The organism is Rhodoferax sp. SPJ21 (genome assembly GCF_058216335.1).
Genome location: NZ_JBYZMO010000003.1, coordinates 802,506 through 825,971, shown reverse-complemented (window position 1 = coordinate 825,971; position 23,466 = coordinate 802,506). Strand labels below are relative to the sequence as shown.

Sequence of the window (23,466 nt, the reverse complement as noted above, 5' to 3'; positions counted from 1 at the left end):
TCACCCCAACCCTCTCCCGGGGGGAGAGGGGGTAAGACAGGGGCGTTAAATACGTTGGGTTTGTTTGGCAGCGGTGTAGCGCTCGAACGCTTCGTTCACCGCAGGGCGTTCAGAAACTTCGGGAATGGCGACCTCCCACCAGCAGCCGCCTTCGGCGGTGGTGCGCTCATGGGTGGTGTCGATCACGATGACTTGCGATTTGGTGGCGGCGCGGGCGGCCACCATGGCGGTCTTGAGCTCGGCCACGTCTTTCACGTGCACTGCATCCGCGCCCATGCTGCGGCCGTGCATGGCGAAGTCGATCTGGCTGCTGCTACCGCCTTCGGGAATGCAGTCGTCTAGCATGTTGTTGAAGCTAGGCGTGCCGGATTTGAGTTGTAGGCGTTCGATGCAGCCATAACCCCGGTTGTCCAGGATCACCACGATCAGCTTTTTGCCCAGCAGCACCGAGGTGGCGAGCTCGGAGTTCATCATCATGTAGGAGCCGTCACCGACGATGACGATGACCTCCTGGTCGGGCCGGGCCATCTTGGCGCCCAGCGCACCGGCCACTTCGTAGCCCATGCAGGAGTAGCCGTATTCCACGTGGTAGTTGCCGGGGCGGGTGGCGCGCCACAGCTTGTGCAGCTCGGCGGGCAGGGTGCCGGCGGCGCAGACCACTACGTCACGCACATCGCTGTTGGCAATGGAGTCGCGCACGGCGCCAATCACTTCGGCGTCGTAGGGCAGCACGTCCTTGGGCACGGCGGTGGTCAGCTCGGTGACGCGCTTGACCCAGCCTGCGGCCAGAGTGCGGGCGCGGGTTGTCCATGCGGGTTCTGCCTTCCAGTCGCCAGCGGCCACGCTGAGCTGGCCCAGGCCCACGCGGGCATCGGCTACCAGGGCGGTGCCGGCCCACTTGGTGGCGTCGAAGCTTTGCACGTTCAGGCACAGCAGTTGGGCCTTGGCGAACAGCGCGTGCGAGCCGGTGGTGAAGTCCTGCAGGCGCGTGCCCACGGCCAGCACCACATCGGCTTCGCGGGCCATTTCGTTGGCGGCAGGGCCGCCATCGACGCCGATGCCGCCCAGGTTCAGCGGGTGGTCCCAGGCCAGGCTGCTCTTGCCGCCGTGGGATTCGACCACGGGCACGCCGTGCTTCTCGGCAAAGGCGCGCAGTGCGTCCCAGGCCTGGCTGTACAGCACGCCGCCGCCGGCCACGATCAGCGGTTGCTTGGCTGTCTTCAGTAGTGCGGCGGCAGCGGCCAGCTCACGGGTGTCGGCCGGTGGGCGGCGGAAGTGGATCAGCCCGGGCTGCAAAAAGCTCTCAGGGCAGTCGAAGGCGTGGGTTTGCACGTCTTGCGGCAGCGCCAGGCAGACCGGGCCGCAGCTGGCCGGGTCGGTCATTACCTGGATGGCGCGGGGCAGGGCGGTCAGGATTTGCTCGGCGCGGGTGATGCGGTCAAAGAAGCGCGTCACGGGGCGGAAGGTGTCGTTGGCGCTCAGGTCGCCGTGCTGGAAGCTTTCAATCTGCTGCAGCACCGGATCAGGCGCGCGCGAGGCAAAGGTGTCGCCGGGCAGCAGCAGCACCGGTAGGCGGTTCACATGGGCCATGGCGGCAGCGGTGACCAGGTTGGTGGCACCGGGGCCGATGCTGGTGCTGACGGCCATGATGCGCTGGCGGAAATGCGCCTTGGCATAGGCCACGGCGGCATGGGCCATGCCCTGCTCGTTGTGGGCGCGGTAGGTGGGCAGCTGGGCGCGCTCGGCGTACAGGGCCTCGCCAAAGCCGGCCACATTGCCGTGGCCGAAGATGGTGAACACGCCCGCGCAGTAGGGCTGGATGCTGCCGTCGGCCATCTCGACTTGCAGCGCGGCCAGGTGCTTGACCAGCGCCTGGCTCATGGTGAGTTTTTGGGTTTTCATGGGCAGATGTATCAGGCAGATTTACGGTTGCGCCAGGCGTTGACGAGGGTAGCAAAGTTGTGTGCCACAGCGTCTTTGAATGCGGCGTCGTTGATGTCGTTCTTCAGCCACTTTAGCGATGGCTCTGCCCACAGCGTGCGGCCGACCATAAAGCCCTTGACGATGGGGTTGGTGGCATGCACAAAGCTGTCGGCCAGGTGCTGCAGCGGCTGGTTCAGGCCCAGAATTACCGCGCCGCGGCAGTACGGGTCGCGCTCGGCCACCAGGGCGGCCAGGTCGGTCCAGCCCTGGGCCTGCATGGGCGCCAGCTTCCACCATTCGGGCTTGACGCCCAGGTTGTAGAAGCGCTTCACGGCGCGCAGCACGGCGGCGTCTTCGGTGCCGGCAGGCACCATGGCGCGGGGGCATATGATTTCCAGCAGCAGCTCGTTGCCGCTGGTGCGGGTGGCTTCCCAGAGTTCCAAAACGGTTTGTTCTTGCTGCAGGCGCAGCTCGTAGCTGTCGTCCGGGTGGTAATGCACCAGGCACTTGACCACGTGTTCGGTAGGCCAGTTGATGAGCGCACTGCCGACCGAGCGGGTGCCGTCAAAGCGCAGCGGGCGCGAGCCGGGCAGCTCAACCGGGCGGCCCACCCACCAGCCACGGCCGGTGGCGCTGGCCAGGGCGTCGCGGCCGTAGTCGCCGCCGTCGATCAGCACGCCGGTGTGGCCTTGCAGCTTGTGGCTGGTTTCTACCTGTTCAGCGGCTTCAACCAGCAGCTTTTTCAGGGCGGGGATGCGGGAGTCGCTGGCACCGGCTTCGCGGGCAATGTCAAAAAACTGGCTGCGGTGGTCAAACGCCAACACGCACATCTCATTCCAGTCGGGGCGGGCTGCGGTGACGCGGTGCAAATGGGCCAGTTGCTGGTCGGCATCCACCTTGGGGTTGCGGCTGCCGCTGAACCAGTGGGCCAGCTCGGCCGGCGTGGCCATGGCGGCCGAGCAGGCGTGGCGCGACACCACGATGGCGCCGCAGGCATTGGCCACCTGGGTGGATTCGGCCCAGTCCTTACCTTGCAGCAGGCTGGCCATCAGGCCGGACAAAAAGGAGTCGCCTGCGCCCAGCACGTTCAGCACTTCGACGCGCTCGCCCTTGAAGGTGGGGGCGTCGTCGATATTGGTGGGAATAGCGCCTTCGATGACGCTGCAGCCGGCGGCGCCGCGCTTCACCACCAGAGTTGCAGGGCTGATGGCGCGCACGGCACGCAGGCTGGCCATCAGGTCGTCGGCTACGCCGCCAGCGATGAAGAATTCTTCTTCGGTACCGACCAGCAATTCAAACTCAGGCAGCATTTCCTGCAGTTGCTGCGTCACATGTGCATCTGCCACATAGCGGTTTTCACCGGCGCCGCGGCTGGTCAGGCCCCACAGCACGGGGCGGTAGTCGATGTCCAGCACGCGCACCACGCCATGCTTTTTGGCATAGGCCAGCGCGGTTTGCGATGCACGGCGGGTGCCGGGGGTGGATAAATGGGTGCCGGTGATGGCCAGCGAACGGCATTGGGCGATGAAATCTTCGCTTATCTGGTCGGCATCTACCGCCATGTCGGCGCAATTTTCGCGAACGAACAGCAGCGGGAAGGTGTCGCGGTCTTTCAGGCCCAGCAGCACCAGCGCGGTCAGGCGTTCGGGGTCGATCTGCACCTGGCTGGTGTCGCAGCCTTCCTGCTCCAGGGTTTCGGTGAGGAAGCGGCCCATTTGCTCATTGCCTACGCGGGACAACATGGCACTTTTGAGGCCCAGGCGAGCCACGCCAAACGCCAGGTTGCCCGAGCTCCCGCCCAGGTACATGGCCATGCTGCGCGCATCTTCCAGGCGGCTACCAAATTGCTGGGCATACAGGTCTACTGCCAGGCGGCCCAGGCAGGCGAGGTCGATACGGCGACCTTGGGGGAAGTTCAGTTGGCTCATCGGGTGCAGTTGTATCAAGGAAAGGGGTTCTCACCAGAGGCGAGAAAGCGAAATACACGGCTCGCAGCCATGCCAGGTGGACTGACTATAAATTGTAGAGAAAATTTTTTCTCTAAGTGTAATCACTTAGAAATTTATTTTCTATTTTTGGAAATAGTGATTACAGTACGGTTCGTGGTCTGGCGCATTTCTGCCGTCGGATCCCAACCAACCGAATGGCTCTATAACTGCTGTTCCTTACTACTTCGGAGACGTACACAATGAAAAAACTTCTACTCGCAGCTGCCGTGTCTTCCACCTTGTTGGTGCCCATGGCCGCGCACGCTGAGAAGGTTGGCTTGGCCATGGCCCAGCTGGACACCTTTCTGACGATCCTGAAAAACGGTGTGGTGGATGCCGGCAAGAAAGCTGGCACGACCGTGCAGGTGGAAGACGCTCAGAACGACGTGGGTAAACAGCTCAGCCAGATCCAGAACTTGATCGCCCAAAAGGTCGACGCCATCATCGTGAACCCGGTGGATACCGACGTCACCCCCAAGATCACCAAGATGGTGACCGACGCCAAGATTCCGCTGGTGTATGTGAACCGCAAGCCGGTGGACTTTGCCAAGCTGCCCGCTGGTGTGGCGTTTGTGGCCTCCGACGAAGTCGTGTCCGGTACTTTGCAAACCCAGGAAGTCTGCCGCTTGCTCAAGGGCAAGGGCGATGTCGTGGTGCTGATGGGCGAGTTGTCCAACGAAGCCGCACGCACACGCACCAAGGACATTGAAGACGTGCTGGCCACTAAGGACTGCAGCGGCATCAAGGTTCTGGACAAGCGTGAAGGCAAGTGGGACCGTACCCAGGGCCAGGACATCACCACCAACTGGCTGTCGACCGGCATGAAGTTCGACGCCATCATCGCTAACAACGACGAAATGGCCATCGGCGCCATCAATGCGCTGAAGGCACAGAAGAAGTGGACCCCTGCCAGCATCGTGGCCGGTATCGACGCGACCCCCGACGCGCTGGCTTCCATGAAGGCCGGCGATTTGAAGGTCACCGTGTTCCAGAACGCTGCGGGCCAAGGCAGCGGCGCATTGGATGCTGCACTGAAGCTGGTTAAGAAGCAACCGGTGGAGCGTTTCGTCAACGTACCGTTTGAACTGGTAACGCCGGCTAACCTGGCCAAGTATTCCGGCAAAAACTAATTTGCCTTATTGGTTATTAGCCAGACGCCCCCACCCATGGGGGCGTCTACCCATTTTGACTGTTCAATCGAGCTAGCTGTATGTCAGATACCGCCACCATGGAGCGACCGGCTGCGCCGTCCGCCGCCCCTGTTCCGCCTCTGCTGGAGATCCAGGGCATTCTGAAGATATTTCCAGGCGTGGTTGCACTCAACAATGTGCAACTCAAGCTGCGCGCAGGCACCGTGCATGCGCTGATGGGCGAAAACGGCGCCGGCAAGTCCACGCTGATGAAGATCATCGCGGGCATTTACACGCCAGAGAAGGGCGATATCCGCCTGCGTGGCCAGCCCATTGTGATGAAGTCGCCTCTGGACGCGCTGAACCTGGGCATCGCCATGATCCACCAGGAGCTGAACCTGATGCCGTACATGACGGTTGCAGAGAACGTCTGGATCACGCGCGAACCGAAAAACTGGCTGGGCCTGGTCGACCACGCCGAGCTAAACCGCAAAACCGCCGAGCTGTTCAAAGAACTGAACATCGATATCGACCCGGCGGTAGAGATACAAAACCTGTCTGTCGCCAGCCGCCAGATGGTGGAGATTGCCAAGGCCGTGTCCTGGAACTCCGATGTGCTGATCATGGACGAACCCACCTCTGCCCTTACGGAAACGGAAGTGGCGCATTTGTTCGCCATCATCCGCCGCCTGCGCGCCCAGGGCAAAGGCATCATCTACATCACCCACAAGATGAACGAGCTGTTCGAGATCGCCGACGAGTTTTCGGTGTTCCGCGACGGCCAGTACATTGCCACCCATTTGTCTTCTGAGGTGACCCGCGACGACATCATCCGCATGATGGTGGGGCGCGAAATCACCCAGATGTTCCCCAAGCTGGAGGTGCCGATCGGCGACGTTGTGCTGTCGGTCAAAAACCTGTGCGTCGAGGGCATTTTCAAGAATGTGAGCTTCGACATCCGCGCCGGCGAGATCGTAGGTATGGCCGGTCTGGTCGGGTCGGGCCGTTCCAATGTGGCCGAGGCGCTGTTTGGCGTGGTGCCTGCGACCTCTGGCACCATCTCCATCAAGGGGCAGCCCGTGCAGATCCGCTCGCCGCAGCAGGCCCTGGCTGCAGGCATGGCGTTCTTGACCGAAGACCGCAAGGAAACCGGCTGCTTCCTGGCCCTGAACATCCAGGAAAACATGGACTCGGCGGTGCTCAACCAGCGCTACGTCAGCGGTGGCTTTGTGCAGAGCGAGCAGCTCAACAAGGACTGCCTGGAAATGGCCAAGCGCCTGCGCGTGAAGACGCCCAGCATGGACGAGATCATCCAGAACCTGTCGGGTGGCAACCAGCAAAAAGTGCTGGTGGGCCGCTGGCTACTGACCAACCCGCGCATCTTGATCCTGGACGAGCCCACCCGTGGCATCGACGTGGGGGCCAAGGCCGAGATCCACCGCCTGGTTTCTGAACTGGCTGGTACGGGCGTGGCGATTTTGATGATTTCGTCGGAAATGCCCGAGGTGCTGGGCATGAGCGACCGCGTCGTGGTGATGCACGGTGGCCAGGTCACCGGCATTCTGGACCGCAAAGACGCCAACCAGGTTTCCGTGATGGACCTGGCAGCGAAGTAATTTAAAAGGAATGAATGTATGAGCTCCCCTACTATTTCCCAGCCCGCATCAGGCGCTGCCAAAGCCAAAATCAAGTTGCCTCCAGAGTTCAGCATCCTGCTGGTGCTGCTGGGTATCTGCGTCTTTTTTGAGGCGCTGGGTTGGTACCTGAACGGTCAAAGTTTCATTTTCAACGCGGAGCGGCTGCAGGTCATCATCTTGCAGATGTCGGTCATCGGCATCATCGCGGTGGGCGTGAACATGGTCATCATCACCAGCGGCATTGACCTGTCGTCGGGCTCGGTGGTGGCCGCGTCTGCGGTGGTAGCGGCCAGCCTGGCCCAGGTGTCGGACTTTCCGCGCGCCGTGTTCCCACAATTGACTGATCTGAACCCCATCTGGCCCGTGCTGGCCGGGGTGCTGGTGGGCGTGGTGGTCGGCTTGATCAACGGGTGGTTGATTGCGGCCACCGGCATACCGCCCTTCATTGCCACGCTGGGCATGATGGTGGCTGCACGCGGCTTTGCCAAATGGTTCACCGGCGGCATGCCCGTCAGCATGCTGACGCCAGAGTTCGCCTGGATCGGTGAGGGGGCCAACCCGGTGATCATCTTCTTGGTGATCGTGGCGATTGCCCATGTGGTGCTGCGCTACACCCGCTTCGGCAAGTTCACTTATGCCATCGGCGCGAACCGCCAGGCCGCCCGCGTCTCGGGTATCAATGTGAACCGGCATCTGATCTGGATCTACAGCATCGCTGGCCTGCTCAGCGGCGTGGCCGGTACCGTCACTGCGGCCCGCGCCATCTCCGGCCAGTCCGGCATGGGTGTGAGCTACGAGTTGGACGCAATTGCGGCCGTGGTCATCGGCGGTACCTCGCTGGTGGGTGGCCTGGGCCGGGTGACGGGCACCGTCATCGGCATCCTGATCCTGGGTGTGATGATGTCGGGCTTTACCTTCATCCGCATCGACGCCTACTACCAGGAAATGGTCAAGGGCGGCATCATCGTGGCCGCCGTGGTGGCCGACCAATACCGCAACAAGAAGCGTCGCACTTAAATGGATCGGCGGTACCAGGAGTCTGGCCGGCTCCTACGCCATCCGCCCACTGGTTTCCTTCAAGAAGCAGCCGCTGATGCGCCACTGTTTGTTCTTCTGCCGCTCCAGCGTGTAGACGACCATCCAGCTGGCGCCTTCGGTGTCCGACATCTGTACCGGCTGCACCACCACTTTTCCATCCAGGGCTGGCTGCAGATACGCCACCGATGCGGGCCGGTACACCACAGCGTACTGGCCGCGCACCATGGCCATAAAGTACTGCGCAGAGGCTACCGATTTGCGCAGACTCGGCGCGGCGTAGGAAAAGGCTTTTTCGGCATCGTCTGCGGCAAATGCATCCAGCTGCGCGTGGATCACCTCACGCACCGCCTTGGCATCCTGGCTGCTGAGCGGCGTCGCCAAAGCGGATGCGCTTACCAGCAGCGCGAGCAGCGTGCCGACAGTAGCGCGCCATAAGGATGGGAAGCATCGAATGGGGGTGTGCATGGCCACGGCTCCTTCGCAAATACATGGGGATCGTCCCTGTCGGGCTCCATGGCCAGCCAGCTTACGCCTTTCAGCGGCTTTGTGTCAGCGCGGGGTGTTGCCGGCTTAGGCAGGCTTGCGCCGTACAGCCCAGCATGGCATTCATGAATTTCTAACGAAATATGCCTCTGGCGCAGGTATTACCTGCGGTGGCAGCTATCAAAATGTGAGTATTCGCCGCGTGGAACCTGCGGCTTTGAATGCGATTGCAGCCCGCGTCCCGAACCACGCTGAAGGCTATGGTGTTGATGCCGTTTGCGCTGTGGGCGCTGACCTGGCCGCCGTGCATGCTGGCGACGGCTTTCACGATCGCCAAGCCCAGGCCTTGGCAGGACACATCGACGCGGTAGAAGCGGTCGAACAGGTGCTGCTGGTGCGTTCTGGCAATCGGCTCGCCGGGGTTGGCGAGCGTGATACAGGCGGCCTTGGCGTCCTCTCGCTGGCGTTTTGCAGCAGGTTGCTCATGGCGCGGCGAAACAGGGCGGTCTCGATGTGCTCCTGCATGCCCGACTTATTCCGCATTGCCCTAGTTCATGTTCTCTGGCGTGAATAGATCCATGGCCATGAGCTTCTGCTGCGGCCCGGTGTAACTGGCCCCGGGCAGGGTAGCGGCCAGCATCTGCGCTACTGCGGTCTGGGCCAGGCGCTCTTGCGGGGTGTGGATCACCAGGTCCACCACGCCGTCGATCAGCGCGGCGCGGGTGGTGGCGTTCAGCTCGTTGCACACCACCACCAGGGGGCGGCCCGCAGCCTCTTCGCGCAGCGCGCGGATCACGCCGAAGCCCCCGCCACCGGTCAGGTGCAGACCCACCAGGTCGGGGTGCTTGGCCAGCAACTCCAGCGTCGCTTCATAGGCTAGCTGCGGGTCTTCCAGGTTCACCAGCGTGTCCAGCACCTTGAGGCCGGGCGCGTTCTCGCGCAGGTACGAACGAAAGCTGATCTCTGACAGCTCGTGTCCCAGGTAGCGGTGGCTGCCAACGAACACCGCCACCTCGCCCGTGGCCTGCCGGTTCAGCCGGCTGATGGCCCAGGCCGCAGTGCGGCCGCGCTGACGGTTGTCCAGGCCGATGTAGCCTGCACGGTGTGGTGCGCTGATGTCGCTGAGCAGCGCGAAGCAGGGCTTGCCTTGCCCATACAGCGTCTCCACTGCGGCGGTGACATGTGGGTGGTCCACGGCGACCACGGCCAGCGCGTCCACCTTGCGGCCCAATTCCAGCAACTGCTCGGCAATCGCTGCGGGCTCCAGCGCGTCCATGAACGTGATGTGCGCCACGCAGGGCTCCGGCTGGTTCTGGGCCACGGCCTGCTGCAGCGCGGCGGCCAGGGTTTGGTAGAAGTGGTCGTTGCGCTTTTGTAGGCAAAACCCCAGGTGCCGCACCGGCACGCGCTCTTTCAGCCGCTCGCGCATCAGGCCCACGGCGTGGTAGCCCAGCTTTTCGGCTGCGCCAATGACTTTCAGCGCCGTGCCTTCACGCACCGGCAGGCGGCTGTTCAACACGCGGTCTACGGTGGCGGTGCTCACTCCGGCGGCCGCTGCCACATCGGTCAGGGTGATTTTGGTTTTCATGGGCCTGCATCATCCCATTCCTTGCCATAAATGCAAGTTTTCTACATAAATTTTTGATGTATTTTGATATGAAATGATGTGATTTGAGGTTTTTCATAACACAGCCAAGGGCATTGGTTTTAGCATCCGCCATCGCTTCCCCATAACGAGAGACAAGCACCATGCCCACCGCTGAAACCACCCACTACGCAGGCCCGAACTGGGCCCGTACGCAAGACGACTACCACCTGATCTCCGGAGTTGGTGCGCGCGCCCAGGCCGCCGGTCTGGTTAACGCCAACTGGTACAAATGCCCGGTGCCGCGTGCCCGCATGAAGCAGCTGATGCAGCGCGAAGACGCGCAGGCGATCCGCGACACGGTGCTCTGGTACGCGCTGATCATTGCCGCCGGTGCCGTGCTGGTCGCCACCTGGGGCACGGCCTGGGCCTGGCTGGCCTTTTTTGTGTACGCCACGATCTATGCAGGCCCCGCCGATTCGCGTTGGCACGAGGCCGGCCACGGCACCGCCTTCAAAACCCGCTGGATGAACGACGTGGTGTACCAACTGGCCTGCTTCCAGGTGCTGCGCCGCCCCAGCGTGTGGAAGTGGAGCCACGCCCGCCACCACACCGACACCCTGGTCACTGGCCGCGACCCCGAAGTCGCCGTGCCGCTGCCCACCGACTTTGTCGGCATGTTGCTCAACCTGTTCTCCATCAAATCCGGCCCGCGTGAACTGTGGCGCGTGTTGCGCAATGCCTTTGGCATTCTGGGCGAGGAAGAAAAGACCTTTGTGCCTGAAATGGAGTGGCCGCAGATGGTCAAGGAAGCCCGCGTCTGGGTGGCCATTTACGCCGTGCTGATCGCCACCGCCATTTACTTCGGTAGCTGGTTGCCGCTGGCCTTGTTCGGCCTGCTGCCGGTGATGGGCGGCACCTGGCTCTACACCTTCTTCGGCCTGACCCAGCATGCCGGCTTGCCTGAAAACGTGCTGGACCACCGCAAGAACTGCCGCACCGTCTACATGAACCCGGTGTTCCGCTTTCTGTACTGGAACATGAACTACCACGTTGAACACCATATGTTCCCCATGGTGCCGTTCCACGCCTTGCCACAGCTGCACGAGTCCATCAAGGACGACTGCCCGCCAGCCTACAACAGCACCGTGGAAGCCTACCGCGAGATCATCCCCGCGCTGTTGAAGCAGGCCAAGGACCCGCATTACTACGTGGTGCGTCCGTTGCCCGCAGCCCCCATAACCGCCAGCTAAATACACAACCACAAGGAGACATAACCATGAGCAATTGGATCGAAGTTTGCGCACTGGACGATATCGATGACGAAGACGTCATCCGCTTTGACCACAACGGCCACAGCTACGCCGTGTACCACGTTGCGGGCAAGGTCTACGCCACCGACGGCTTGTGCACCCATGAGAAAGTACACCTGTGTGATGGCTTGGTGATGGAGCACGTGATCGAGTGCCCCAAGCACAACGGCCGCTTCGACATCCGCGACGGCCGCGCCCTGGGCGCACCGGTCTGCGTGAATTTGAAGACCTATCCGGCCAAGGTGGAAGGCGACCAGGTCCTGGTGCAGCTGGGCGCTTGACGAACTGAAGCCCATGAAAATCGCGCTCGACCCCTACATGATTCGCCACCTGTCGCTGCCCGAGCTGTGCCGCGCCACGGCCGAGCTGGGCTACGACCAGATCGAACTGTCGCCGCGCGCCGACTTCCTGGACTGGTGGGTCATGCCCCGCGCCACCAAAGACCGCACGGCCGCCTTCAAAGCCGCCATGCGCACCCACGGCGTGGGCCTGGCCAGCCTGCAGCCCATGTACCGCTGGGCCAGCCCGTTTGAAGACGAGCGCCAGTGGGCCGTGCGCTGCTGGAAGAAAGCCATCGAAGTGTCCGTGGAGATGGGCTGCACCCTGATGGTCAGCGAATTCGGGCGCGGCGCATCCACCGAGCGATCGGTGGGCGAGCGCCCCGGCGCCAACCCCAAGGAAATGTGCGAGGCTGCCTGGTTCCGCTCCATGGACGAGCTGCTGCCCATTCTGGAGCGCGAGGGCATCACCCTGTCGGTTGAGCCGCACCCCGAAGACTGGATCGAGCAGCTGCAGCCCGCCATCGACATCGTTAAAAACATCGGCTCCAAAGCGCTGCGCCTGTCCTACATTGCGCCGCACACCTTCTACTACGGCGACGACATGGCCGCCATGCTGCGCGAAGCCGCGCCCCTGCTGGCCCACGTACGCGTGGCCGACACCTTCAACCACAAGAAAAGCAGCCAGCTGCGCTACATCGTCAACCCGCCAGGTTCCACCCAGGTCCGCGTGCACCAGCACCTGGACATGGGCCAGGGCGAGATCGACTGGGACCTGTTTTTTCAAACCCTGGGCGAGGTGGGCTTTGACGGTGTGATGTCTGCTTGCGTATTTGCGTGGGAAGAGCGGGCCGAAGACTCCAGCCGCTTCATGCGCAGTGAAATGCAGCGGTATGTGGACCAGTACTGCAAGTGACCGTAGGGCGTAGCCCGACAAGGCGCTGGTTGTCGGGTTACGCTGCGCTAACCCGGCCTACGGGGGCCGGGAATGCCAGGGATTTAGATGCGATTGCCCTGGGCCATTGGGCTGATTGCTATTAAATAAAGAGCTGCTGGCGCAAGCACTACCTGCGCTAGCAGCTCTTTTTACTTAAACTTCTTCCACTCCTCCCGCAACCAGGCTGCACACGCCAGGTTGTTCTCCCAGATCGAATAACGCCCGCCGCCACCGTAGTCCGGGAAGGGTATGAACTCGCAGCTAATCCGCTGCGGTGTGTTGTCGGGCTGGGCGTGCATGGCGGCCAGTAGTTCGCGTACGGCTTGCTTCCAGGGCTCCAGTTTTTGCGCGTCCCATTCGCTGTGGAACGTGCCCGCAGGCGGCGCGATGAACGGGTACTGGATGGCGCGTCCGGGTTGGCCGGGTTGGCGGTCCACGGCTTTGTTGAAAGGGATGCCGGGGGCCACGCTGCGGGTGTGGGCGTGGGCCACCCAGCCCTCGGCCACCCACTGGCGGTAGAAGGCGGGCAGGGCGTTGCGGCTGTCCGCCCCAGCCAAGTCCTGCAGGCCGCTCAGGGCCAGCTCTTGCGGGTGGTCCATCTTGAACACCAGGTGCGAGTGGTCCAGCGTGATGCGCAGCTTGGCGTTGCGGCGCGCCAGCAACTCGGCCACGCGCTCTACGCGGGCGAACTGCTCGCTCCACATGTCCACATGCACTTCCAGGCTGGGCAGGCAGCCGACCGGTGCGCCGTGGTCCATGGCGTCCATGAAGAAGTCGGCCACCTGTTGGTCGGTGATGGCCGCGCCGTCGGCGCGCCGGGCGAACAGTTGCATGTTGAACACCGGGGCGCCGAACTTGCCGCCGGTGGCCACGCACCAGCGCATGCGCTCTTCATCGCGTCCAGCGCAGAAGATGCCGCCGAATACGCCTATGGGCACGCCGTATTCCTGCACCAGGTCGAAGTAGGGCGCCAGGTCTTCTTCGGGGTTGTGGTTCTTCTCGATGTAGTCGAAGGCGCCGCTGTCGCGTATCCATGCAAAGCGGGTGGCCGCGTCGGGCGTGGGCAGGCCGTCGTGCTGCAGCACGCCGTCAATGTTGATGCCGATCGGAAGTGAAGTGGATGGAGATGGCATAGAAATGGTGCTGACTTGGTTTCGGGTCGAACGTGCCGTCGCCAGGGATACCGTGGAACTGGCTTTGCCAGGCCACTGGTATCGCCCCCTGCATGTCGTATCCGCTTTCCAAGCCGATACGAGGGGGGTTGGCGAAAACACGCAGTGTGTAGCCTGGGGGTGAGCTATTTACTTGAGCAGGGCTTTTAGTTTGGTGGCAGGGTCGGCCAGGGCTTCGGCGGAGGCACTGACGCCTTTTTCCACCAGGGTGCGGGCCAGCTTCAATTCCTTGGCGACACGGCTGGCTTCACCCCAGCCGCAGGCGCCCACGATGCGCTGCGAGGCGTCCAGGTAGAAGATCACCAGCCCGTCGTCTTCCAGTGCGCGCGTAGCCGACGTGACGGCCAGGGCCGGCTCGCCCACCACCTGCAGTTGGTAGTGGTACTGGTCGGACCAGAACCAGGGCAGGCTGGTGTAGGTGGCATTGCCGCCCAGCATGTTTTGCGCGGCAATGCCGGCCTGGGTTTCGGCGTTGTGCCAGGTCTCCTGGCGTATCAGCTGGCTGGACAGCGCGCTGGGGAATTCGGCCACGTCACCCGCCGCAAATATGCCGGGCACGCTGGTGCGCAGCTGCGCATCCACCTGGATGCCGCGCCCCACCGCCAGGCCGGCCGCCTGGGCCAGGCCCAGGTGCGGCTCGATGCCGATGCCGGCCAATACCGTATCGGCATCCAGCTGCGTGCCGTCGGCCAACAGCATGCGTACGCCATCGGCCGTGCGTTCAATGCTTTGCGGGCTGGCGCCCAGCAGCACACGCACGCCCTGGGCGCGGTGCAGGGCCAGGGCGCGTTCGGCCACCGGCTCGGGTACGGCGCGGCCCATCAGGCGCGGGGCGCCTTCGACCACGGTGACTTCGCAGCCCAGCTTGCGTGCCGACGCCGCCACTTCCAGGCCGATGAAGCCGCCGCCCACCACCAGCAGGCGCTTGCCCGGTTGCAGCCGCTGCGCCAGTGCGGCGGCGTCGCCCAGGTTGCGCAGGGTCAGCACCTCGGGCAGGTCACCGCCGGGGATGGTCAGCGTGCGCACTTTGCCGCCGTGCGCCAGCAGCAGCGACTGGTAGCCCAGCACTTCGCCGTTGCTCAGCGTCACGCTGTGGTCTGCGGGGTGGATGGCAGTCACCTGCGCGACATGGCGCGTTACTTGCAAATTCGCCCAGTCTTCGTCGGAATGCAGGGCGCAAGCGGTCGGCGTTTTATCGCCGGTCAGCAGGTCTTTGGACAGGGGCGGGCGTTCATACGGTGCGTGTGGTTCATCGCCCACCAAGTGGATGACGCCGGCCCAGCCGGCGCTGCGCAATGCCTGGGCGGCACGGCCCCCGCAATGGCCTGCGCCGACGATGACCATGGACTGTGTAGCAAGGGTTTGCATGGGGATCTGTCTCGTTATATTTAGAGCTGAATTATAGGAAGCCTGCGCATGAAAAGGTAAAAATTTTCTATTTCTAATTTTTTATGAAATTTAATTCTTTGGTTAAGATGGACTCTTTCACAAGCGCACACCACCATGGCTGTTGACACCGTTCCCAAGCTCAGCGTTGACCAGCTGATCAAGCGCATCACCGGCGAGTACGACGCCCTGAGCAAGCAGCTCAAAGTGATCGCGCGCCATGTCGAACAGAACCGCCACCACATCGGGCTGGACGGCATCCAGCAGGTCGCGGCGCAGTGCAGCGTGCAGCCATCGGCGGTGGTGCGCTTTGCCAAGCATTTCGGCTTCTCGGGCTTTTCGGAAATGCAGGCCATCTTCCGCGAAGGCCTGTCGCGCCAGTTGGCGCCGGCGCGCAACTACAAAACCCGCATCCGCGACGCCATCGAATCCGGCGCGGGCAGCCTGTCCAGCGTCGAGATTGCCAACGAGTTCCTAGCCGGCAGCATCGCCGGCATGCAAGAGCTGCAGGCCAGCCTACACGGCCCGACCTTCAAGAAGGCCGTGGATATGCTGGTGGAGAGCGACTGCATCTGGATCGCTGCGTCGCGCCGCTCGTTTCCGGTGGCGGTGTACCTGGACTACGCCTTGCAGCACACCGACAAGCGGGTCGCTTTGGTGTCGGGCCTGGGCAGCATGCACCTGGGCCAGATGCGCTCGGTGCGCAAGGGCGACGTGATGTTGGCCATCTCTTTCGCGCCCTATGCCGAAGAAACCATAGGCGTGGCCAAAATGGCGGTGGAGCGCGGCGCGCGCCTGATCGCCATCACCGACAGCCGCATGAGCCCGCTGGCCAAGCTGGCGCAGGCCTCGCTGGTGGTGCAAGACAACTCCACCTTTGGTTTCCGCTCACTCAACAGCACCATGGGCCTGGCGCAAAGCCTGTTCATCGCCCTGGCCTACACGCTGGAGCTGCCCTACCAAACCACCACGCCCAACGGCCAGGTGGCTTGAAGATATAAGGCCTGATTGGCTACACGCCCCAAGCACGCCACCACCACCATTTGCCCTGAGCCTGTCGAAGGAGCCTGTCCTGAGCCTGTCGAAGGGCTTTCAAATTGGCTACACGCCCCAAGCAAGCCACCACTACCGTTCGCCCTGAGCCTGTCGAAGGAGCCTGTCCTGAGCCTGTCGAAGGAGCCTGTCCTGAGCCTGTCGAAGGGCTTTCAAATAGCCCTTCGACAAGCTCAGGGCGAACGGGGAGGGTGGCTCCATGTGCGTGCTTGCGGTCTGCAGTGAAAGAGGCTTCTGGCGCAGGTAATACCTGCACAAGCAGCTATTTATTTGGTAGCAATCCGCTGCGGGGCAAGTAGGGCTGGCTGGGCAGGTTTTCGGCGCAGAACAGGCGGAACTCGTTGGGGCCGCCGGGTGGCTTCTGGTCCAGCCATTTGTTTTCAAACAGCAGGTGCTGCATGCCTGACATGACCTGGCCGTCGGGGTCCTGGTCGATTACCAGGTCCATCACGCCGAGCTTGAGCCAGCGGCGGTGCTCGTCGGATAGTTCGTGCCCAATCCACACCACCTGGCCCAGGCAGCCATGGCGCTGCAAGGCCTGGTGGATGCCGGCAGAGCCAGCGCCGCTGTGGTAGATGCCGGCCAGGCTGCCTTGCTTTAGCGCCGCGTCCACCGCCTGGAATACCTGGTCGGTGTCGTCAAAGCAGGGGGTGACGGGTAGGCAGGTGAGGGCGGGGAATTTCTCTTGCAGCACATCCAGAAAGCCGGCCGTGCGGTCGCGGTGGGCGCGGAAGTGCAGGTCGTTGGTCAGCACCAGCAGGCGCCCGCCGGTGCCTTCTTTTGTGGCGGCAAGTCGGCCCATGAAGTGCCCGGCGGTGCGGCCGGCGTGCAAGTTGTCTATGCCCACGTAGTGCAGGCGCAGGGCGCTTTGGCTGCCGCTGGGGTCGCTGATGTCGCTCATCAGGGTGACCACCGGCACGCCTTTCTGGCTCACCTGCTGTACGGCGGCGCGCAGTACCGGTGTGTCGTGCACGGCCAGTAGCAGGCCGTGGCGTGGGTGCGGCGGGCGGCGGATGAAGTCTGCGGTGCGCTCGTCGTCACCGGGTGCGAAGCTGTGGCGGTGCACCACGATGCGCCGGTCCAGCAGCTGCACGAAGCGGGTCAGCGCCAGCTCCATGCGCTGGAAGAACGGCGTTTGGCTGCGTGCCAGCACCACGTCGATGCGGGTCAGGGCGCGGTGCACCTCGGGCATCAGGCGCGGCACGGCCAGCTGCTGGGCCGCGCGCACCACTTTCTCGCGCGTCGCCCGCGACACGCTGCCGCTGTCGTTCAGCACCCGGTTGACGGTGGCGATGCTGACCTGGGCCTGCGCCGCAATGTCGATGAAGCGGGCGCTGCTTTTCTTGCGCGGAGGTACGGTGTCTGCCATGCCCTCCACTGTAGATCATCAAGCCGCTACGGCGGCCTTCTCCTTCTCGGCGGCCACGGCCTGGGTCAGGTAGGCCATGCTGCTGGCCAGCTGCTGTTCGATGTCTTTGGCGGCTGCGATTTCTTCGGCAAAGGGTTCGAACGACACATAGCCCTGGTAGCCCGCGTCCAGCAGGGTGTTGAGTTGGGCGGCGTTGCCCAGGCGGTCGGCGGCGCCCACCAGCACGCGGTGGCTGTCGCGCATTTGTGCAGGCGTGAGGGCCGTGTCTTCCACGCCGGAGATGTGGATCAGACCGGTCAGCTCGGGGAAGAACAGGCCTTCGCCAGCCAGGTGGTGGTGGAAGGTGTCGTGCACCAGTTTGAAGGTGTCCTCGCCACCGATTTCGCGGATGGCGCGCACGGCCTGCGATTTGCGGCGCACTGCACATTCTTCAAAGCCCAGGGGTTCGACCAGCCCGATCAGGCCGGCTTTATCGAGCAGGGGTTTGAGTTGCTGCAGCGCGTGGACCAGGTCCAGGTGGCGCTGGTCGGCCGAGCGCTTGTCGCGCAGGTCGTTGGTGGGGCAGAGCACCAGGGCTTCGGCGCCGCACTCAACGGCGTAGGCGATCATGTCCTGGGCTTCGTGCAGGCGTTTGGCGTCGAACTGCTCGAAGCGCTGCAAGGCGTTGATGGAGCGGATGGTCAGGCCCTGGGCCTTGGCCGCTGCACCGATGTCTGCAGCCTTGGCGCCGTTGACCATTTCAGCCTCTGGCAGGTCGTTGCGGATTTCGATTGCACCGACACCCAGGCGCTTGACCAAGGCGGCGAAGTCGCCGAAAGGGATGCGTGGTGCACTGATGCGGTTGATGGAAAAAGGGATGGCGCTGGTCATGTGAAGTCTCCGTTGAGGATTGCGTTGTGGTTGTGCAGACAGAACATGACTCTAGGTAATGTGCGGCGCTTTGGCAGCAGCTTTTTTGATCATTTTTGATCATTTATAAGGGTTTACCTTGAAGTGAAATTCGATTTTTAAAAATTTTAGAAAAATATTTTCGAATATCAAAAATCGCCGTATAGTTCAGTTTGTCGTCGCCCAGTTCCGGGTTTTTCTCGTCTTTAATCTCTGGAAAATTTATGAAGAACGTTGCTGTTTTCGGAGCCGGTCGCATCGGCCGTATCCACTCCTCCAACATTGCATCCCTGGCCGGTGTCAAGCTGCATACCGTGTGTGATCCGGTGCCTGCTGCCGCTGCCGAGCTGGCGCAAAAGTACGGTGCCAATGTGTCCACCATCGAAGCCGTGCTGGCTGACAAGAGCATTGACGCTGTGGCGATCTGCTCGTCCACCGACACCCATAGCGACCTGATTACCCGCGCTGCTGCTGCGGGCAAGCACATTTTTTGCGAAAAACCGGTCGATCTGTCGGTGCCGCGCGCCGAAGCCTGTGCCGAAGCCGTCAAGGCTGCCGGTGTGGCCTGCATGATCGGTTTCCAGCGCCGTTTTGACCCTACTTTCAACGATGCCAGCCGCCGCTTGGCCGCCGGTGAGATCGGCAAGCCCGAGATGCTGATCATCACCAGCCGCGACCCTGGCGCGCCTCCGGCCGACTACATCAAGGCTTCCGGCGGCATCTTCCGCGACATGCTGATCCATGACCTGGATGTGTTCCGCTGGATCTTGTGCGCAGACGGCGACGAAGCGGTCTGGCTCAGCGCTACTGGCTCGGTGCTGACCGACCCTGCCATCACCGCCTTGGGCGATGTGGACAGCACTGCGGTCAGCATCCGCACCAAGTCCGGCCGCCTGTGCCAGATCAACACCAGCCGCCGCGCCGCTTATGGCTATGACCAGCGCTTCGAAGTGCTGGGCTCGGCCGGTCTGCTGCAATGTGGCAACCACACGCCCACCGAAGTTGTGCAATGGGATGCCAACGGTATCCGCGCCGACAAGCCCGAAGCCTTCTTCCTGCAGCGCTACGCAGCGGCCTACAAGTTGGAGATGGCCCATTTCTTCGAATGCTTGCAGACGGGTGGCAAGTTCAAGACCACCGTGGCCGACGGCGTGGCTGCCCAGAAGCTGGCCGATGCGGCCGCCGAAAGCTGCAAGAGCGGTCAACCGATTTTGTTTTAAGCCATGACTGCGCCGTTGCGGATAGGAATTGCCGGTCTGGGGCGCCTGGGGCAGCGGCATGCGGAGGCCTTGGCTTTCCGTACCCGCCACTGCAACTTGGTGGCGGCGTGCAGCCCGGTGGCCAGTGAGCGTGCATTTGCGGGCGAACAGCTGGGTATTGAGCGCCTGTACGGCGATTTTGATGCCTTCATTGCGGACCCGGAGATCGACGCAGTGGTGTTGGTCACCCCGACATCGCTGCACGCAAACCAGACTATTGCGGCACTGGAAGCCGGTAAGCACGTATTCGTAGAAAAGCCGCTGGCGTTGAACCTGGCCGACTGCGAGCGCGTGCTGAGCGTGGCCGAGCGGTACCCGGACTTGGTGGCGATGGTGGGCTTTGTCCGGCGTTTTGACCCGAGCTATGTGGCTGCACATGCGTGTGTAGCCGCAGGCGAATTGGGTACGCCGTTTCTGGTGCGTTCGCAAACCTGCGACCAGAACGACCCCGATGGTTTCTTCGTGCGTTTTGCGCCCACTTCGGGCGGCATCTTTATGGACTGCAGCGTGCACGACATCGACCTGGCGCGCTGGATGCTGGGCCGCCCCAAGGCACTGCGTGCCTTTGCCACTGGCACCAATGCGCTGCACCCGGCACTGGCCGAGTTTGGCGATGTGGACAACGGCTTGGCGGTGGTCGAGTTCGAAGGCGGCGCCCGCGCAGTGTTGTACGCATCGCGCACCATGGCCCATGGGCACGAAACCAGCACCGAAGTCATCGGTACCGCCGGCAAGCTGACTGTGGGTGAGCATGCCGCGAGCGACCGTGTGGTGCGCAGCGACGGCCATGGCGTGCGCCATGCCGTGGTGAAGGATTTTTACGAGCGCTTCGAAGCCGCGTTTGCGGCCGAGATGGCAGCTTTTGTTGCAGCTTGCCGTGGTGAAAAGCCTTTGACTCTGACCCTGGCCGACGCGCTGGAGGCGACCCGTATTGGCCTGGCCATTACCCGTTCGCTGCGCAGCGGGCAAGCTGAAACGGTGTAGCGACCGCTACCCGACTTATCGCACCGGCCTGTCAGCGGTGCGGTAAGCCAGGCCTACAGCTTATGACACACGGCCTGCGGAGACGGGCCGATAAAAAAGAGGCGGAGACAATGTTCAAATTCAAGCTTCCCAAAAAGACAGTCGCGCGCCAGTTGGCGCTTTTGTCGTTTGCCGGGCTGGTGCTGGTTTTGCTCGGGGCGAGTGTGGCCATCGGCGTGCTGGAGCACCGCAGTACGCATGCGCTGATGGTTTCTTCGGTGGCCGAGCGGGTGCAGGGCATCGTGGCCTCTACCGACGCGTCCGACCAGGTCAACCGGGGTCTGGTGGTGAATGCATTCGGCGCCTTGCGGCGCAACTTCGACCGGACGGTGGTGTTGGACCCCGCGTCTGGCGAGCTCATGAGCGGCGGCAACGCCATCAACGACGACTTCCAGGTGGTGGACAAGTACGCGCGCGATACCGGCGGGGTGGTGTCGGTGTATGCCAAGCAGGGCGATGACTTTGTGTCCATCACCTCGTCGCTGCGCAAGGGCGATGGCGCGCGAGATATCGGCACGGTGCTGGACAAGCAGTCGCCGGCCTACAAACTGGTGATGGCGGGCGAGGGCTATTCCGGCGTGGCCAATCTGTACGGCAAGCCGTACATGACGCATTACGAGGCTATGAAAGATGCCTCGGGTGCCATCGTAGGTGTGCTGTTTTCAGGGATCGACGTGTCCTTCCAGCAATTCGTGATGGGCAAGCAGATTGCCGACACGCAATTTTTTGAAACCGGCGGCGTGTACTACATCGACGCCAGCGGCGCTGTGTCGGACGCCCGTTTCCTGGTGCACCCCGAAGCCAAGGGCAAGAAGGTGCTGGAAGCCTACCCGAACGCCGGCAAGTTCCTCGACGCCTTGGCCGCCGCACCCGATGGCTATGTGCGCAATGCGATTCCTTTCCTGGGCGAGCCCGACGAAGACCGCTGGGCCGTGATGCGCAAGAACAAAGAGGGCAATGGCTGGATCGTCGCCGAGGTATCGGAACCTGAATCCATGGCGCCTTACTGGGCGAATATGCGCATGGTCTGGGGTCTGCTGGGCGTGACTGCGCTGCTGCTGGCAGCCGGGCTGTTCATGCTGGTGCGGCGCATGGTGAGCCAGCCCTTAGGCGAGTTGACCACCGGCATCAACCAGGTGACGCAAGGCGACTTGACCCAGGCCACGCGGTCCCAGCGCAACGATGAAATTGGCGACCTGGTGAACCAGGTGGACGCCATGCGGCAACGCTATAGCCAGACGCTGCTGAAAGTGCGCGGCTCGGTAGACAGCATAGGCACGGCCAGTTCCGAAATTGCCAGCGGTAGCCAGGATTTGAGCGTGCGCACCGAGCGCGCCGCCACCAATTTGCAAACTGCCGCCACGAATTTGGAGCAGCTGACCAGCGCCGTGAAGAGCTCGGCCGATGCCGCGCGCCAGGCCAATTTGTTGGCGGCAACTGCCGCCGAGGTGGCGGCCCGTGGCGGTTCCGCGGTGGGCGATGTGGTGTCCACCATGGACGAGATCAACCGCAGCTCGAAGAAGATATCCGACATCATCGGCGTGATCGACGGCATTGCATTTCAGACAAATATCCTGGCCTTGAATGCGGCGGTGGAGGCTGCGCGGGCCGGCGAGCAGGGCCGGGGCTTCGCCGTGGTGGCCAGCGAGGTGCGCAACCTGGCTGGGCGCAGTGCCGATGCGGCGAAGGAAATCAAGCTGCTGATTGGTGCCTCGGTACAGACCGTGGCAAATGGTTCCCGGCTGGTGCGCAATGCAGGAGACACCATGAGTGAAATTGTCGGTTCGGTGCAGCGCGTGAGCGCCATCATTGGTGAGATTACCGCTGCTGCGGGCGAGCAATCAGACGGCATAGCCCAGGTGAACCACTCGGTGGGGGAGTTGGACCAGATGACGCAGCAAAACGCGGCCCTGGTCGAGCAATCTGCTGCTGCAGCCGAGAGCCTGCGCGACCAGGCCCAGCTGCTGGCCCAGGCGGTGGAGGTGTTCAGGCTGGCGCCTGAACATCTCGCCCTGGCCGATGGACCCGTTTAAAAGGGTGCGTCTTCGCCCTTTGCGGCGTCTTCTGCCACTTCGGCTTCGGTTTCAGCTTCAGCAGTCTCTGCGGGGGCTTGTTGGCGCAAAGTAGCTTTTTCGCCGGCGCTGGCGAACTTGCTGTACTTGCCCAGGATGGACACCAGCTGGCCGTAGACGCGCGGGTTGCCGGCCATGCATTCCTTCTGGTCCAGGAAGTCGGCTTCGCCGGTGAAGTTGCCCACCAGGCCACCGGCTTCGGTGATCAGCAGCGAGCCCGCTGCCATGTCCCAGGGGTTCAGGCCGGTTTCAAAGAAGCCGTCGGTAAAGCCTGCGGCCACATAGGCCATGTCCAGCGCTGCAGCACCTGGGCGGCGCATGCCGGCCAGCTTGGGCATCAGGTCGGACATCATGCCCAGGTAGTTCTTGAAGTTGTCGCCCGGACGGAACGGGAAGCCGGTGGAGATCAGGCATTCGTTCAAGCGCACGCGCTTGGACACGCGGATGCGGCGCTCGTTCATGTATGCGCCACGGCCCTTGGTGGCGGTGAACAGGTCGTTGCGGGTGGGGTCGTACACCACGGCTTGTTCGATCTTGCCCTGCACAGCCAGCGCGATGCTGACGCAGTAAAACGGAAAGCCGTGGATGAAGTTGGTGGTGCCGTCGAGTGGATCGATGATCCACACGTACTCAGAATCTTTGGCGCCGTGTTCCGAACCCGATTCCTCTGCCAGGATGCCGTGGCCAGGGTAGGCCGCCAGCAGCGTCTCGATGATGGCCTGCTCCGCTGCATGGTCCACTTCGGTGACGAAGTCGTTGATCTGCTTCTGGTTGATACGCACCGCTTCGACGTCGAGCGCCGCACGGTTGATGAGGTTGCCAGCGGCACGGGCGGCCTTGACGGCCACGTTAAGCATCGGGTGTAGGTTGGGTAGCGCCATAAATTGTGAGTAAGAGCAAAAGAAGAGCGGCCAGGCGATGCGGGCAGCGAC

General features: G+C 62.8%; 20 protein-coding genes. 11 read left to right on the top strand and 9 right to left on the bottom strand.

Features of this window, described 5'->3' with window-relative positions; genetic code table 11:
• Window positions 1-45: 45 nt before the first annotated feature.
• Together iolD and AC4BBN_RS19100 are read right to left on the bottom strand one after the other, a co-directional pair.
• The gene (iolD, locus tag AC4BBN_RS19105; protein ID WP_490593586.1) at window positions 46-1,902 is read right to left on the bottom strand and encodes a 3D-(3,5/4)-trihydroxycyclohexane-1,2-dione acylhydrolase (decyclizing); all 1,857 of its coding nucleotides are present in this window, start codon (window positions 1,900-1,902) and stop codon (window positions 46-48) included.
• Between the two features lie 11 nt (window positions 1,903-1,913).
• Window positions 1,914-3,851: a bifunctional 5-dehydro-2-deoxygluconokinase/5-dehydro-2-deoxyphosphogluconate aldolase gene (locus tag AC4BBN_RS19100; protein WP_490593585.1), complete on the bottom strand. Its 1,938-nt coding sequence runs from the start codon at window positions 3,849-3,851 to the stop codon at window positions 1,914-1,916.
• A gap of 260 nt (window positions 3,852-4,111) precedes the next feature.
• Here AC4BBN_RS19100 and AC4BBN_RS19095 point away from each other — a divergent pair, with 260 nt between their 5' ends.
• From AC4BBN_RS19095 to AC4BBN_RS19085, 3 genes are all read left to right on the top strand, one after another.
• Window positions 4,112-5,041 carry a sugar ABC transporter substrate-binding protein gene (locus tag AC4BBN_RS19095; RefSeq protein ID WP_490593584.1) on the top strand — a complete coding sequence of 310 codons (930 nt, stop codon included), beginning with the start codon at window positions 4,112-4,114 and terminating at the stop codon, window positions 5,039-5,041.
• 80 nt (window positions 5,042-5,121) lie between these two features.
• Window positions 5,122-6,657 (top strand): sugar ABC transporter ATP-binding protein, encoded by a 1,536-nt coding sequence (locus tag AC4BBN_RS19090; protein ID WP_490593583.1) that lies wholly within the window; start codon window positions 5,122-5,124, stop codon window positions 6,655-6,657.
• Window positions 6,658-6,675: 18 nt separating this feature from the next.
• The gene (locus AC4BBN_RS19085; RefSeq protein WP_490593582.1) at window positions 6,676-7,695 is read left to right on the top strand and encodes an ABC transporter permease; all 1,020 of its coding nucleotides are present in this window, start codon (window positions 6,676-6,678) and stop codon (window positions 7,693-7,695) included.
• Between the two features lie 33 nt (window positions 7,696-7,728).
• Here the strand turns inward: AC4BBN_RS19085 and AC4BBN_RS19080 are convergent, their stop codons facing one another.
• Window positions 7,729-8,181 carry a DUF4864 domain-containing protein gene (locus tag AC4BBN_RS19080; RefSeq protein WP_490593581.1) on the bottom strand — a complete coding sequence of 151 codons (453 nt, stop codon included), beginning with the start codon at window positions 8,179-8,181 and terminating at the stop codon, window positions 7,729-7,731.
• 115 nt (window positions 8,182-8,296) lie between these two features.
• Here AC4BBN_RS19080 and AC4BBN_RS19075 point away from each other — a divergent pair, with 115 nt between their 5' ends.
• Window positions 8,297-8,773, top strand: coding sequence for a hypothetical protein (locus AC4BBN_RS19075; protein ID WP_490593580.1), 477 nt, complete (start codon window positions 8,297-8,299; stop codon window positions 8,771-8,773).
• Here the strand turns inward: AC4BBN_RS19075 and AC4BBN_RS19070 are convergent.
• Entirely contained in the window at window positions 8,747-9,787 is a 1,041-nt protein-coding gene (locus AC4BBN_RS19070) for a LacI family DNA-binding transcriptional regulator (protein WP_490593579.1), read from the bottom strand. The genes AC4BBN_RS19075 and AC4BBN_RS19070 overlap by 27 nt on opposite strands.
• 161 nt (window positions 9,788-9,948) lie before the next feature.
• Here AC4BBN_RS19070 and AC4BBN_RS19065 point away from each other — a divergent pair, with 161 nt between their 5' ends.
• The 3 genes from AC4BBN_RS19065 to AC4BBN_RS19055 are packed head-to-tail and all read left to right on the top strand — an operon-like array spanning window position 9,949 to window position 12,291.
• The gene (locus AC4BBN_RS19065; RefSeq protein WP_490593578.1) at window positions 9,949-11,037 is read left to right on the top strand and encodes a fatty acid desaturase family protein; all 1,089 of its coding nucleotides are present in this window, start codon (window positions 9,949-9,951) and stop codon (window positions 11,035-11,037) included.
• Window positions 11,038-11,063: 26 nt separating this feature from the next.
• The gene (locus tag AC4BBN_RS19060; protein ID WP_490593577.1) at window positions 11,064-11,378 is read left to right on the top strand and encodes a MocE family 2Fe-2S type ferredoxin; all 315 of its coding nucleotides are present in this window, start codon (window positions 11,064-11,066) and stop codon (window positions 11,376-11,378) included.
• A 13-nt stretch (window positions 11,379-11,391) separates the two neighbouring features.
• Window positions 11,392-12,291 (top strand): sugar phosphate isomerase/epimerase family protein, encoded by a 900-nt coding sequence (locus tag AC4BBN_RS19055; RefSeq protein WP_490593576.1) that lies wholly within the window; start codon window positions 11,392-11,394, stop codon window positions 12,289-12,291.
• Between the two features lie 170 nt (window positions 12,292-12,461).
• On the opposite strand, the gene AC4BBN_RS19050 is transcribed toward AC4BBN_RS19055, so the two are convergent.
• A complete protein-coding gene (locus tag AC4BBN_RS19050) occupies window positions 12,462-13,445 on the bottom strand; it encodes a xylose isomerase (RefSeq protein WP_490593575.1) in 984 nt (327 codons plus the stop codon).
• A 168-nt stretch (window positions 13,446-13,613) separates the two neighbouring features.
• A complete protein-coding gene (locus tag AC4BBN_RS19045; RefSeq protein ID WP_490593574.1) occupies window positions 13,614-14,852 on the bottom strand; it encodes an NAD(P)/FAD-dependent oxidoreductase in 1,239 nt (412 codons plus the stop codon).
• 135 nt (window positions 14,853-14,987) lie between these two features.
• On the opposite strand from AC4BBN_RS19045, the gene AC4BBN_RS19040 reads away from it, so the two are divergent.
• Window positions 14,988-15,863 carry a MurR/RpiR family transcriptional regulator gene (locus AC4BBN_RS19040; RefSeq protein WP_490593573.1) on the top strand — a complete coding sequence of 292 codons (876 nt, stop codon included), beginning with the start codon at window positions 14,988-14,990 and terminating at the stop codon, window positions 15,861-15,863.
• 322 nt (window positions 15,864-16,185) lie between these two features.
• Here AC4BBN_RS19040 and AC4BBN_RS19035 read toward each other — a convergent pair whose 3' ends face one another.
• Window positions 16,186-17,292: a LacI family DNA-binding transcriptional regulator gene (locus AC4BBN_RS19035; RefSeq protein ID WP_490593572.1), complete on the bottom strand. Its 1,107-nt coding sequence runs from the start codon at window positions 17,290-17,292 to the stop codon at window positions 16,186-16,188.
• A gap of 18 nt (window positions 17,293-17,310) precedes the next feature.
• Window positions 17,311-18,162 (bottom strand): TIM barrel protein, encoded by an 852-nt coding sequence (locus AC4BBN_RS19030; protein ID WP_490593571.1) that lies wholly within the window; start codon window positions 18,160-18,162, stop codon window positions 17,311-17,313.
• Window positions 18,163-18,404: 242 nt separating this feature from the next.
• On the opposite strand from AC4BBN_RS19030, the gene iolG reads away from it, so the two are divergent.
• The 3 genes from iolG to AC4BBN_RS19015 all read left to right on the top strand — a co-directional run bounded on the left by iolG (window position 18,405) and on the right by AC4BBN_RS19015 (window position 22,495).
• Window positions 18,405-19,400, top strand: a complete 996-nt coding sequence (gene iolG, locus AC4BBN_RS19025; protein ID WP_490593570.1) for an inositol 2-dehydrogenase — start codon at window positions 18,405-18,407, stop codon at window positions 19,398-19,400.
• Window positions 19,401-19,403: 3 nt separating this feature from the next.
• Window positions 19,404-20,423, top strand: coding sequence for a Gfo/Idh/MocA family oxidoreductase (locus tag AC4BBN_RS19020; protein ID WP_490593569.1), 1,020 nt, complete (start codon window positions 19,404-19,406; stop codon window positions 20,421-20,423).
• A 110-nt stretch (window positions 20,424-20,533) separates the two neighbouring features.
• Entirely contained in the window at window positions 20,534-22,495 is a 1,962-nt protein-coding gene (locus AC4BBN_RS19015) for a methyl-accepting chemotaxis protein (protein ID WP_490593568.1), read from the top strand.
• Here the strand turns inward: AC4BBN_RS19015 and AC4BBN_RS19010 are convergent.
• On the bottom strand, window positions 22,492-23,391 hold the full coding sequence (locus AC4BBN_RS19010; RefSeq protein WP_490593567.1) for an inositol monophosphatase family protein: 900 nt from the start codon (window positions 23,389-23,391) through the stop codon (window positions 22,492-22,494). The genes AC4BBN_RS19015 and AC4BBN_RS19010 overlap by 4 nt on opposite strands.
• Window positions 23,392-23,466: the final 75 nt, after the last annotated feature.